The organism is Citrobacter sp. BIDMC107, assembly GCF_001037575.1.
Lineage (GTDB): Bacteria > Pseudomonadota > Gammaproteobacteria > Enterobacterales > Enterobacteriaceae > Citrobacter > Citrobacter freundii.
In genome coordinates, this window is record NZ_KQ089848.1 from 2,551,202 (window position 1) to 2,564,006 (window position 12,805).

At 53.6% G+C, this 12,805-nt stretch carries 13 protein-coding genes; 9 read left to right on the forward strand and 4 right to left on the reverse strand.

Annotated features, from left to right (window positions below):
• Window positions 1-13: 13 nt before the first annotated feature.
• A complete protein-coding gene (locus tag SK39_RS11830) occupies window positions 14-1,096 on the forward strand; it encodes a cellulase family glycosylhydrolase (RefSeq protein WP_048217413.1) in 1,083 nt (360 codons plus the stop codon).
• Here the strand turns inward: SK39_RS11830 and emrD are convergent.
• The 3 genes from emrD to tisB all read right to left on the reverse strand — a co-directional run bounded on the left by emrD (window position 1,023) and on the right by tisB (window position 3,447).
• On the reverse strand, window positions 1,023-2,207 hold the full coding sequence (gene emrD, locus SK39_RS11835; protein ID WP_044714253.1) for a multidrug efflux MFS transporter EmrD: 1,185 nt from the start codon (window positions 2,205-2,207) through the stop codon (window positions 1,023-1,025). The genes SK39_RS11830 and emrD overlap by 74 nt on opposite strands.
• A 193-nt stretch (window positions 2,208-2,400) precedes the next feature.
• Window positions 2,401-3,234 carry a DMT family transporter gene (locus tag SK39_RS11840; protein ID WP_003840641.1) on the reverse strand — a complete coding sequence of 278 codons (834 nt, stop codon included), beginning with the start codon at window positions 3,232-3,234 and terminating at the stop codon, window positions 2,401-2,403.
• A gap of 123 nt (window positions 3,235-3,357) precedes the next feature.
• Entirely contained in the window at window positions 3,358-3,447 is a 90-nt protein-coding gene (gene tisB, locus SK39_RS11845; RefSeq protein WP_003840643.1) for a type I toxin-antitoxin system toxin TisB, read from the reverse strand.
• A gap of 522 nt (window positions 3,448-3,969) precedes the next feature.
• Between tisB and ivbL the strand changes: the two genes are divergently transcribed.
• The 3 genes from ivbL to ilvN all read left to right on the forward strand — a co-directional run bounded on the left by ivbL (window position 3,970) and on the right by ilvN (window position 6,158).
• Complete coding sequence (gene ivbL, locus SK39_RS25835) at window positions 3,970-4,068, forward strand: ilvB operon leader peptide IvbL (RefSeq protein ID WP_003827118.1); 99 nt, start codon at window positions 3,970-3,972, stop codon at window positions 4,066-4,068.
• Window positions 4,069-4,175: 107 nt separating this feature from the next.
• Window positions 4,176-5,864, forward strand: coding sequence for an acetolactate synthase large subunit (ilvB, locus tag SK39_RS11850; protein ID WP_032937132.1), 1,689 nt, complete (start codon window positions 4,176-4,178; stop codon window positions 5,862-5,864).
• A 3-nt stretch (window positions 5,865-5,867) separates the two neighbouring features.
• Window positions 5,868-6,158, forward strand: coding sequence for an acetolactate synthase small subunit (gene ilvN / locus SK39_RS11855; RefSeq protein ID WP_003023914.1), 291 nt, complete (start codon window positions 5,868-5,870; stop codon window positions 6,156-6,158).
• A 1-nt stretch (window position 6,159) separates the two neighbouring features.
• On the opposite strand, the gene SK39_RS11860 is transcribed toward ilvN, so the two are convergent.
• The gene (locus SK39_RS11860; protein ID WP_003023916.1) at window positions 6,160-6,945 is read right to left on the reverse strand and encodes a DeoR family transcriptional regulator; all 786 of its coding nucleotides are present in this window, start codon (window positions 6,943-6,945) and stop codon (window positions 6,160-6,162) included.
• Between the two features lie 324 nt (window positions 6,946-7,269).
• On the opposite strand from SK39_RS11860, the gene rbsK reads away from it, so the two are divergent.
• The 5 genes from rbsK (at window position 7,270) to uhpB (ending at window position 12,805) form a co-directional block, all read left to right on the forward strand.
• Entirely contained in the window at window positions 7,270-8,190 is a 921-nt protein-coding gene (rbsK, locus tag SK39_RS11865) for a ribokinase (protein WP_003844463.1), read from the forward strand.
• A 27-nt stretch (window positions 8,191-8,217) separates the two neighbouring features.
• Window positions 8,218-9,534 (forward strand): L-fucose:H+ symporter permease, encoded by a 1,317-nt coding sequence (gene fucP / locus SK39_RS11870; protein ID WP_003023919.1) that lies wholly within the window; start codon window positions 8,218-8,220, stop codon window positions 9,532-9,534.
• Between the two features lie 11 nt (window positions 9,535-9,545).
• On the forward strand, window positions 9,546-10,559 hold the full coding sequence (locus tag SK39_RS11875; RefSeq protein WP_048217038.1) for an aldose 1-epimerase family protein: 1,014 nt from the start codon (window positions 9,546-9,548) through the stop codon (window positions 10,557-10,559).
• Between the two features lie 153 nt (window positions 10,560-10,712).
• The gene (gene uhpA / locus SK39_RS11880; protein ID WP_003023923.1) at window positions 10,713-11,306 is read left to right on the forward strand and encodes a response regulator transcription factor UhpA; all 594 of its coding nucleotides are present in this window, start codon (window positions 10,713-10,715) and stop codon (window positions 11,304-11,306) included.
• A complete protein-coding gene (gene uhpB / locus SK39_RS11885) occupies window positions 11,303-12,805 on the forward strand; it encodes a signal transduction histidine-protein kinase/phosphatase UhpB (RefSeq protein WP_048217039.1) in 1,503 nt (500 codons plus the stop codon). The genes uhpA and uhpB overlap by 4 nt, the downstream gene beginning before the upstream one ends.

Here is a 12,805-nt window from a genome sequence, read left to right on the forward strand (position 1 = left end):
GATATCACTCCTGATGATTTGCGTAAGGACGACCGTGTTAAAGCCGATTGTTTCCCTTTTACTGTTGGCCAGCGCCACCGTATGTGCCGCGCAACCTGCGCTGACGGCGGCGCAGTACGCGCAGCAGCTTGGCGTTGGGATGGACGTAGATTGGGCGCGCACCGATCGGGGTATCCGTGAATTCGATCCGCTGGTAGTGCGGGACTACAAGGCGAAAGGGTTGGCCCACGTACGCATTCGCGTAGCGGGAGAGCCTACGGAGGCGCGGCTGATTCATCTGCGCAAGCTGGTGGAAGCCTGCGAGCAGTTTGGCGTGATCCCGATCATTGCCTATCAGGCAGACGAATATAAAAAAGACCCCAGCGCCGGGAACGAAAAAGAGGTGGTTAACTGGTGGGTGGCGGTGGCGCATTACTTTGGTCAACGCTCGCCGTTGCTGGGGTTCGACCTGATCTACGACCCCTCTGATAAGCTCAACCATAATCAGGCGTCGCTCAATCGCGTGTATGACAAAACCATTCGAACCATCCATGCCATCGATCCACAGCGAATGATTTTTATCGCGCCGAAACTGCATGCCGCTCCGGAAGATTTGGCCAACCTAAAGCTGCCGCCACAAAGTCAGAATACGGTGCTGGCCCAATGGCATATTTTTCCGTGGGGACCGCTGAAAAATAACGGCAAATATCCGTGGACCTCAGGGACTGCGGCAGAAAAGGCCGCCATTCGCGCCCGTATCAATACCGCCATTCATTGGCAGCAGAAAACCGGGCATGTCAGTTGGGTAGGGGGCTGGTCGCCGGGAGAAACCGTCAAAAACGCGCCTTCTGCCTCGCAAATGGCGTTTGCCCGCTTTATGGCGTGCGAGCTGAAAAAAGCGAAAATTCCCTATGCTATCAATGCGGATACGCAGTTCTATGATGGTGAGGAGGGGGCCTGGCGTCCGGCGCTGGAGCCGTTACTGACGACGATTATCGCGCCAGAATGCGAAAAGCCCGGCGATAAGCCGGGCCATCATACGCTTAAACCGCCTGTCCCTGATGCGACACGCGTGATGCCAGCGGAAGCCAGCAAACAAAAATCAACAGCCCCATAAGGGTCATCAGCAGGCCCAGACTGGCTTGTCCGGTCTGCGGCAGCATGGCAGAGAACCACGCCAGCACGCCGGAACCAATGTTCTGTAATCCCCCAACCAGCGCGCCGGCAGTGCCAGCCAGGAATGGGAAAGGCTCCATAGCACCGCTGGTTGCCAGCGGAAACAACATTCCGGCGCCGAAGAAAAATAGTGCGGCAGGAACCAGCAGCGTCCAGACGTTCATCACGTCAAACAGCCCTGGGATCCACATCATTAAACCCGCTACCAGACAGCAGGTCACCGACTGCCACATTAGCGTCGAGAAACGTTTATTCGGGCGACCAGCGAACCATGCGCCGAAAAACGCCGCCGGGATGGGCAGGATAAACAGGATACTGACCACCATGCTGCTTAGACCGAGACGTGCGCCCAATAATACTCCGGAGCAGGCCTCAAAGACCGCAACACCCGCCAGACCACCGATCAACATCAGCACGTAACAGGTGAAAGCGCTATTACCAAACAGGGTTTTGTAGCTGGCGATCAGCTGTGGACGCGGCGCACCTGCAGGGCGCGTTTCCGGCATCCAGCGTGCCATGCTAAACGTCACGCCCGCACACAGAATCAACAGAAAAATATAGCAGGCGCGCCAGTTCCACACTGTATCCAGCACACCGCCAATCAGCGGAGCTAACAGCGGACTGACCAGAATCCCCATGTTTAACAGACTATTGGCGTGGCGCAGTTGCGTGCCTTCGTACAGATCGCGCGGTAACGTTCGCGCCATCACACCGCCGACGCCCGTTCCCATCCCCTGGATGGCACTGGCGATAATCAGTACCGTCAGGCTATGCGTGGTAATCGCGACCAGCGTGGCCAGCATAAAAATAGACATCCCGGCGAGGATAACCGGGCGGCGGCCAACGCGGTCTGAAAGGGGACCGTAAACCAGTTGTGATAGACCATAGGTCAACAGATAGGCGGCCATTACGCTTTGCACCGCCCCTTCGCGAACGTTCAGTTCACGCGCCATATCAGCAATCGCGGGGATATAAATGGTTTGCGCCATCTGACCTACCGCCACCAGTAATACCAACATCAACAACAAATTGACGCTTCTATGCCTTTTCATTTCGCTGATTACTTTTAAAAAAGAGAAAAAAGAAGAATAAGGTGCTGCACTTTCCCGTAAATGCGCGTGGAATCTACCACAACAGAAAAAGAAGGCCAGATAGTGGGCTGGAATGTTTATGTGATGGACGGCAGGAAATGTAAACAAAAAGCGGCAACAAATGTTGCCGGATTGCATCGGGTTTACAACGCGATCATGATAAGCGTAGTAAAACTGCGCCTACGGCAATACCTGCAGCCGCGACAAGACGTATTCCGGCAACCTTCTCTTTTAGTAGCAGCCACGCGAGCAGCGCGCCAAACAGGATAGAGGTTTCACGCAGCGCCGCGACTACCGCCAACGGAGCCTGGGTCATGGCCCACAGCGCCAGGCCGTAAGAACCCATTGTGCCAATGCCGCCAAGAATACCTTTCTTCCACTGCTGTACCAGATAACGTGACGCTTCCCGGCGTCTGGCGATCATCGCCCAGCCCAGCAGGCAGGAGCCGTTCAGAAAGAAGGTCCACAGCGTGTAGCCCAGCGCGGTTTCTGATAAACGTACGCCAGTGCCATCAACCAGCGTATAACCGGCGATAAAGCAGGCGTTAATGAGCGCCAGGATAATCCCGCGTTGCGAACCGCTGCGTCCGTTAAATGCCATCCCGAGAATAGCCAGACAGATGGTGGCAATCCCCACCCAGGCGAGTAGCGAAAGGCTATCGCCAAGAAACAGGACGCTGATAATCGCGACCAGCAGTGGCGCTGTGCCGCGCATCAGAGGATAGGTCTGGCTCATATCCGAAACCTGATAGGTTTTAGCGACCAGGACGGTATAGACCACCTGTAATGCGGTTGAGACAGCTAAAAACGGCAGGCTGGCGGCAGAGGGTTGCGGCGCAAAGGGTAAACAAATCAGCGCCATAATCGCAGCGGTTCCGCTGACGCTGATCGCCGAGTACAGCTTGTCGTTTCCCGCTTTTACGATGGCATTCCAGCTGGCATGCAGCAGTGCGGCGAACAGCAAAATGCAGAAAACAGAAAGCGTCATGGCGGAATTCTTCCCTGAGGATGTCATAAAAACGTAACATATTGACGCGATACAAGCACCAGGGAGAAGGTGAAAGGGGAGCGGAGTGTTATCCGCCCCCCTTAGGTGCGACTTGAATCTGAATTACTTAATGTATTTCAGAACGGCATCAAGGAGTTGCAGTGCTGCAACAATGAGTTTGAGGATAAGAATAGCGATATCCACGAGGCTCATACGCTCTCCTTTTGGTACAAGGAGCACGGTGCTGACGTACCTCGCCGCTGCCTGTTGCCAGCACCTTTGTTGACATAACACAGTGTGCTCACACGGGGGTTAAGGCGCTGACGGCACCACCCGTTTCAGCCAGGACTTTGATGCGCCGGTTTACGATGCGGCCCCCGCATAACACATTGCGTACCGAGACATTATAGATAAATACTGTATAAATTAACAGTATTTTATGGACGTTACGCTATTCATGTTCCATACTCAAAAACATCAAAATTCGTGCCGAAATTGCGTGTTCTTCGTAGAACGCGTATACTTTTTTTCGTTGACATAACACAGTGTGTTCGGCGGCTACCAACCGCACAACGCTGAAAAAACCTCGCTCCGGCGGGGTTTTTTGTTTTTGCACGACATACAATTAAATGTGATCGTTGAGGCATTTTTGTGCAGATGAAAATTTTTCCATTGTCACGCTGAAAAACCTGTGTTTGTATAAATCCAGTTAATCAACAAACAGACAGGTCCCTAATGAACCCTTCCATGCTGACTGCGACCCTACTAAAAACTGCGCCATCTCGCGCAGCGGTCGTCGTGCGTGTGGTGGTGGTCGTCGGCAATGCGCCGTAGGGTCCGAATCAACACACGATTCCAAAACCCCGCCGGCGCAAACCGGGCGGGGTTTTTCGTTTCAGAGACCTGCCCGGAGCAAAGGCCCAGAATAAAAGGACTGGAGCATGGCAAGTTCGGGCATAACATCCAAGCGTACGCGTTTTACGGGCGCAGAATTCATCGTTCATTTCCTGGAACGTCAGGGGATTCAGGTCGTCACCGGTATTCCAGGCGGCTCGATTCTTCCCGTCTATGACGCTTTAAGCCAAAGCACACAAATCCGTCATATCCTGGCGCGCCACGAGCAGGGCGCGGGGTTTATCGCGCAGGGAATGGCGAGAACCGATGGCAAACCCGCTGTCTGTATGGCCTGTAGCGGACCGGGCGCAACCAACCTGGTAACCGCCATTGCCGATGCGCGTCTGGATTCCATCCCGCTGGTGTGTATCACCGGGCAGGTTCCGGCCTCAATGATCGGCACCGACGCTTTCCAGGAAGTCGACACCTACGGCATCTCTATCCCCATCACTAAGCATAACTATCTGGTCCGCCATATCAGTGAATTACCGCAGGTCATGAGCGATGCGTTCCGCATTGCGCAGTCCGGACGTCCAGGCCCGGTGTGGATAGATATTCCTAAGGATATTCAAACCGCTGTTTTTGACATTGAAGAGATGCCGGAACCCGCGCAGAAAATGGCGGCACCAGCGTTCAGCCAGGACAGCATTCGCGATGCTGCAGCTATGATTAACGCCGCCAAACGCCCTGTGCTGTACCTCGGCGGCGGCGTAATTAACGCGCCGGAACGTGTTCGTGAGCTGGCCGAAAAAGCAAAACTGCCGACCACTATGACCTTGATGGCGCTCGGCATGCTGCCAAAAGCGCATCCGCTGTCGTTAGGCATGCTGGGCATGCACGGCGCGCGCAGCACCAACTTTATTCTGCAAGAAGCGGATTTACTGATTGTTCTGGGCGCACGTTTTGATGACCGGGCGATTGGTAAAACCGAACAGTTCTGCCCGAATGCCAAAATCATCCACGTGGATATTGACCGCGCGGAGCTGGGTAAAATCAAACAGCCGCATGTGGCGATCCAGGCAGATGTCGATGAGGTTCTGGCACAATTGCTCCCGCAGATTGAAGCGCAGCCGCGTGAAGAGTGGCATCAACTGGTGTCTGACCTGCAGCAAGAATTTCCGTGCACGATCCCCCAGGAAAAAAATCCGCTCAGCCACTATGGATTGATCAACGCCGTGGCTGCCTGCGTAGACGACAGCGCCATTATCACCACCGACGTAGGCCAGCATCAGATGTGGGCGGCACAGGCTTACCCGCTGAACCGTCCGCGCCAGTGGCTGACCTCTGGCGGTCTGGGAACCATGGGCTTTGGCCTGCCTGCGGCGATTGGTGCGGCCCTGGCCAACCCAGACAAAAAAGTGCTGTGCTTCTCCGGCGATGGCAGCCTGATGATGAATATTCAGGAAATGGCGACCGCCAGCGAAAATCAGCTGGATATTAAAATCATTCTGATGAATAACGAAGCGTTAGGTCTTGTATATCAACAGCAGAGTCTGTTCTATAAGCAGGGTGTTTTTGCCGCGACCTATCCGGGGATGATTAACTTTATGCAGATAGCTGCCGGGTTTGGTCTCGAAACCTGCGATCTGAATAACGAAGCGGACCCACAGGCAGCGTTGCAGGAGATTATTAATCGCCCTGGACCTGCGCTGATCCACGTGCGCATCGATGCCGAAGAAAAAGTGTACCCGATGGTGCCGCCGGGTGCGGCAAACACAGAAATGGTGGGGGAATAAGCCATGCAACAGCAGACTCATGACAACGTAATCCTGGAACTCACCGTACGCAACCATCCGGGCGTAATGACTCACGTTTGCGGCCTGTTCGCCCGTCGTGCGTTCAACGTAGAAGGCATCCTCTGTCTACCGATTCAGGACAGCGATAAGAGCCGCATCTGGCTACTGGTCAACGACGATCAACGTCTTGAGCAGATGATAAGCCAGATCGACAAGCTTGAAGATGTGGTGAAAGTGGCCCGCAATCAGTCCGATCCGTCGATGTTTAACAAAATCACCGTGTTCTTTGAGTGAGTTAGTCGCCGTCTGAATCCGGGGTGATCACTTTGACAGAGCCGTTCCGGCAGTGGGTTGCGTAATCTGCCGGTAACGGACGGTCGCTTATCAGTACGTCAAAGGTGGAGAGTGGACCAATGCTGGCGGGGGCGACCTCATCGAACAGGGCGTGGCGCGTCAGCAGAATTTTGCGTAATCCGCGTTCCATTGCTTTGCGTTTTGTGGCTAGATCGTCCGGATTGAACCAGCTAACGCCGAAATGCTCATGGACGCCGCTGGCGGAGATGAATACTTTTCGTGGGTTGAGCGCATCCAGCGGAGAGGGGGTGCTGGTATCGTAAAAGGCGTCACTTTTCGCCCGATAGGTGCCTCCGCAAAGAATCACCGTGGCGTTGGGTTTTTCATTTAGCGCCACGAATACCCGGTGCGAGTAGCAAATTCCGGTAAAGGAAATATCATCCGGGATCATGCTGACCACCAACGGCATTTCCGCACCATTATCAAAAAAGACCAGATCATTTTCACTTACCAGTCCCGCGGCCAGAATGGCAACCGGTAAATCGTCGCGGTGATACTGTTTTTGCGCAGGCACTGGGGCATTAACGATGGCGGCGGGCTTGTTCACCATCACAATGTAACCACCGAGCAGCGTAAGCGGTAACGGCTCGTCATCCTGACTGAGATCCCGACGAATAGTCATCACGGAAACTTCCAGCATTCGTGCCGCCTCTTTCAGATGGATTCGGTCGGTCTTCTTCAACAATTCCATCAGACGTCGAATACGTTCTTTTTGCTTAGTTTCCATGTGCTTCTCCACGAATCATGTTCCCATGTTCCTTCAGTAACATTTTTGTGTTTCTGAGAACATGGCATTGCCGCATTACTATACGTCTGACTATTCGGAAATAAAAGCGTGTTTTTTCACGTTTTATTGATTATGTCCAGTTAACTTTCAGTCAATTGTAAGCAACTTCGTTATTTGTAGTGTGATGGGGTCGCAACATTTAGCGTAATAAATAAACAATAAAATGATCTTCCAATCGCGATCCTAGTCACAAATGATACGAAAGTAACATGATAATGTTATTTTAATATCATTATAGTGTGATTGTTTCTGAGAGGTAGTAAAATGGATATCGCGGTTATTGGCTCCAACATGGTGGATCTCATCACCTACATCAACCAGATGCCCAAAGAAGGGGAAACGCTGGAAGCGCCGGCGTTCAAAATTGGCTGCGGGGGCAAAGGCGCAAATCAGGCCGTTGCGGCTGCTAAGCTCAATTCCAAAGTACTGATGCTGACAAAAGTCGGTGATGATATTTTTGCGGATAACACTATTCGCAATCTCGAATCCTGGGGGATTAATACCACCTATGTCGAAAAGGTACCCTGCACCAGCAGCGGTGTCGCACCGATCTTTGTTAATGCGAACTCCAGCAACAGTATTCTGATTATTAAAGGAGCGAACAAATTTCTCTCCCCGGAAGATATCGATCGTGCGGCGGAAGATCTGAAAAAATGTCAGCTTATTGTCCTGCAACTGGAAGTGCAGCTGGAAACTGTTTATCACGCGATTGAATTTGGCAAAAAACACGGTATTGAAGTGTTACTAAATCCCGCTCCTGCATTACGGGAATTAGATATGTCTTATGCCTGTAAATGTGATTTTTTTGTGCCGAATGAAACCGAGCTGGAAATATTAACCGGTATGCCAGTGGATACTTATGACCATATTCGCGCAGCGGCACGTTCTCTGGTTGATAAAGGTTTGAACAATATTATCGTCACCATGGGTGAGAAAGGTGCGTTGTGGATGACGCGTGACCAGGAAGTCCATGTTCCGGCGTTTAAAGTGAACGCTGTCGATACCAGTGGTGCAGGCGACGCTTTCATCGGTTGTTTTGCCCATTATTACGTTCAAAGCGGTGATGTCGAAGCCGCCATGAAAAAAGCCGTTCTCTTCGCTGCATTTAGCGTTACCGGGAAAGGCACTCAATCATCTTATCCAAGCATCGAACAATTTAATGAGTTTCTTACCTTAAACGAATAATACTCCTGCATTGTAAAAGGTAGCACTATGAACGATAAAAACATCATTCAGATGCCCGACGGCTATCTGAATAAGACGCCTCTGTTCCAGTTTATTTTGTTATCCTGTTTATTCCCATTATGGGGATGCGCAGCCGCATTAAATGATATTCTGATTACGCAATTCAAAAGCGTATTTTCACTCAGCAACTTTGCCTCGGCATTAGTGCAGAGTGCCTTTTATGGCGGATATTTTTTAATTGCGATTCCTGCATCTTTGGTGATTAAAAAGACCAGCTATAAAATTGCCATCTTAATGGGGCTGACGCTATATATTGTTGGCTGTACGCTCTTTTTCCCGGCATCGCACATGGCCACCTACACCATGTTCCTCGCGGCAATTTTTGCGATTGCGATTGGCCTGAGCTTCCTGGAAACGGCAGCTAATACCTACAGCTCCATGATCGGCCCAAAAGCGTATGCCACTTTACGCCTGAACATCAGCCAGACCTTTTACCCCATTGGCGCCGCCGCCGGTATTCTGCTGGGCAAATATCTGGTTTTCTCTGAAGGTGAGAGTCTGGAAAAACAGATGGCTGGGATGAACGCGGAACAGATCCACAACTTTAAAGTGTTGATGCTGGAAAATACCCTTGAGCCTTACAAGTACATGATTATGGTACTGGTTGTGGTGATGGTGTTGTTCCTGCTGACCCGCTTCCCGACCTGCAAAGTCGCGCAAACGGCGAGTCATAAGCGTCCGTCAGCGATGGATACGCTGCGTTATCTGGCCAGCAATGCCCGTTTCCGCCGTGGGATTGTTGCGCAGTTCCTGTATGTGGGGATGCAGGTTGCGGTGTGGTCATTCACTATCCGTCTGGCACTGGAATTGGGTGATATCAACGAGCGTGATGCCTCAACCTTCATGGTCTATAGCTTTGCCTGCTTCTTTATCGGGAAGTTTATCGCCAACATATTGATGACGCGCTTCAATCCGGAAAAAGTGCTGATCCTATACTCCATCATTGGCGCGCTGTTCCTCGTCTATGTTGCGCTGGCGCCAAGCTTCAGCGCCGTGTACGTCGCCGTGCTGGTGAGCGTCCTGTTTGGACCCTGCTGGGCGACAATCTACGCCGGTACGCTGGATACCGTGGATAACGAGCATACTGAAATGGCGGGAGCTGTCATTGTCATGGCGATTGTCGGTGCGGCGGTGGTTCCGGCAATTCAGGGCTATGTGGCTGATATGTTCCACTCGCTGCAACTTTCGTTCCTGGTTTCTATGTTGTGCTTCGTGTACGTCGGAATCTACTTCTGGCGTGAGAGCAAAGTACGCAACAATCTGGCTGAAGCGACGGTTTCCTGAGGAGAACGATCATGACAACACGTATCACGCTGTGGCGGGAACTCTTTGCAGAGCATCCGCGAATCTTACTGAAAAATAGCGATTTCACGGTTACCGCGTTTCGTTACGCCAGCGGAGTGGAAGGGCTGAAGATAGAAAACAGTCGTGGACATCTGGTTATTCTGCCCTGGATGGGGCAGATGATCTGGGATGCGCAGTTTGACGGGCATGATCTGACCATGCGCAACATGTTCAGTCAGCCAAAACCGGCTGCAGAAGTGGTCGCGACCTACGGCTGCTTTGCTTTCCACTCGGGGCTATTGGCTAATGGCTGCCCGTCGCCGGAGGATTCTCACCCGCTGCATGGTGAAATGGCCTGTGCTGCGATGGATGAGGCCTGGCTGGAGTTGGAAGGCGAGAATTTACGCGTGAGCGGATGCTACGAGTATGTGATGGGGTTCGGTCATCATTATCAGGCGTATCCTGCGGTGGTTATGCGTAAGGCGAGCGCGCTGTTTGATATTCAGATGGCGGTCACTAACCTCGCCTCAGTGGCAATGCCTTTGCAGTACATGTGCCATATGAACTATGCCTACGTCCCGGAAGCGACCTTCAGCCAGAATATCCCGGATGAAGCCATAACGCTGCGTGAATCGGTACCCGTACATGTTAAGCCTACCGAGCAGTGGCTGGCGTTTAATCAGCGGATTATTCAGGGTGAGGCTTCGCTGGCGCGCCTTAATGAACCCGATTTTTACGATCCGGAAATCGTTTTCTTTGCTGACCAACTGGATAGATACACAGATAAGCCTGAATTTAGCATGATCGCACCTGATGGCACCACGTTCGTGACGCGTTTCTCCAGCGCGGAGCTGAATTATGTCACCCGTTGGATCCTCTATAACGGCGATCAGCAGGTGGCAGCCTTCGCCCTACCCGCGACTTGTCGACCTGAAGGCTTCCTGGCGGCGGAACGAAACGGGACGTTGATTCAGATAGAACCGAAACACACCCGCACATTTACCGTCACAACGGGCATAGCCTGATCGCTCAAGGCTTGAACAGCAAAGCACTTATCGTTAAGGTAAGCGCTTTTGCCGGATGTCGGTATTAATGCCTTATCCGGCCTACAACGGCACCTGCCCGTAGGCCTGATAAGCGCAGCGCCATCAGGCATGTCTTAGCGCCAGGATGAACCCATGATTACCGTTGCCCTTATTGACGACCACCTTATAGTCCGCTCCGGCTTTGCCCAACTGCTGGGGCTGGAACCTGATTTGCAGGTGGTGGCTGAGTTTGGCTCAGGCAGTGAGGCGCTGGCGGGATTACCGGGACGCGGCGTGCAGGTCTGTATCTGTGATATCTCGATGCCAGATATCTCCGGTCTTGAACTGTTAAGCCAGTTACCAAAAGGAATGGCGATTATCATGCTCTCCGTCCACGACAGCCCGGCGCTGGTGGAGCAGGCGCTCAACGCGGGCGCGCGTGGTTTCCTTTCTAAACGCTGTAGCCCGGATGAGCTGATCGCAGCGGTGCATACCGTTGCGACCGGCGGCTGTTACCTGACGCCGGACATCGCCGTCAAACTGGCGGCTGGTCGTCAGGATCCGCTCACCAAACGCGAACGTCAGGTAGCGGAAAAACTGGCACAAGGTATGGCGGTCAAAGAGATTGCTGCTGAACTGGGTCTGTCGCCGAAAACGGTGCACGTGCATCGCGCCAACCTGATGGAAAAGCTGGGCGTCAGTAACGACGTCGAACTGGCCCGCCGGATGTTTGACGGCTGGCAATGAACACGCTCTGTTCCCGGTTAATCACCGTTGTTGCCTGCTTCTTTATCTTCTCTGCCGCGTGGTTTTGCCTGTGGAGCATCAGCCTGCATCTGGTTGAGCGCCCGGAGCTGGCGGTACTGTTGTTTCCGTTTGGCCTGCGTCTGGGGCTGATGCTGCAATGTCCACGTGACTACTGGCCGGTGCTGTTGGGCGCGGAATGGCTGCTTCTTTTCTGGTTGGCACAGGAAGTGGTGCTGGCCCATTTGCCACTTTTGATGATCGGCAGCTTCCTCACGTTACTCCCGGTGATGCTGATATCGCGATACCGCCACCAGCGTGACTGGCGTACGCTGCTGTTGCAGGGCGCGGCGCTTACGGCGGCGGCATTGCTGCAATCGCTGCCCTGGCTTGGGCAGGGTGAAGAGGCATGGAACGCGCTGCTGCTGACGCTCACCGGCGGATTAACGCTGGCGCCGATCTGCCTGGTGTTCTGGCACTATCTGACCAGCACCACCTGGCTGCCGCTGGGCCCTGCGGTGGTGTCGCAGCCGGTGAACTGGCGCGGGCGGCATCTGGTCTGGTACCTGCTGCTGTTTAGCGTCAGCCTGTGGCTACAGCTCGGTTTACCCGCCGAGCTTTCGCGCTTCACGCCGTTTTGCCTCGCGTTGCCGATCATTGCGCTGGCCTGGCACTACGGCTGGCAGGGGGCGCTGATTGCGACGCTGATGAACGCCATCGCGCTGATTGCCAGCCAGACCTGGCACGATCATCCCGTCGACCTGTTGCTCTCGCTGCTGGTGCAAAGCCTGACCGGGCTGCTGCTCGGCGCGGGTATTCAGCGTCTGCGTGAGCTTAACCAGTCGCTGCAAAACGAATTAGCGCGCAACCATCGTCTGGCTGAACGCCTGCTGGAGACCGAAGAGAGCGTGCGCCGGGACGTGGCGCGCGAACTGCATGATGATATCGGCCAAACCATCACCGCCATTCGTACCCAGGCGGGTATTGTCCAGCGCCTGGCGCCGGAAAACGCAGGGGTGAAGCGTAGCGGGGCACACATCGAACAACTTTCTCTCGGCGTGTACGATTCGGTGCGTCGCCTGTTAGGCCGCCTACGACCACGCCAGTTGGACGATCTCACGCTGGAGCAGGCCATCCGCTCATTGATGCGCGAAATGGAGCTGGAAAGCCGCGGCATCGTCAGCCATCTCGACTGGCGAATTGACGAATCTGCACTCAGCGAAAGCCAGCGGGTGACGCTGTTCCGCGTCTGTCAGGAAGGACTGAACAACATCGTTAAGCACGCCGACGCCAGCGCGGTGACGCTTCAGGGCTGGCAACAGGATGAACGGCTGATGCTGGTGATTGAGGACGACGGCAGCGGCCTGCCGCCAGGGTCGAATCAGCATGGATTTGGCCTCACCGGGATGCGTGAACGGATTAGCGCCCTCGGAGGATCGCTGTCGATTTCCTGTACGCACGGCACGCGGGTCAGCGTGTCACTGCCTCAACGTTATGTGTAA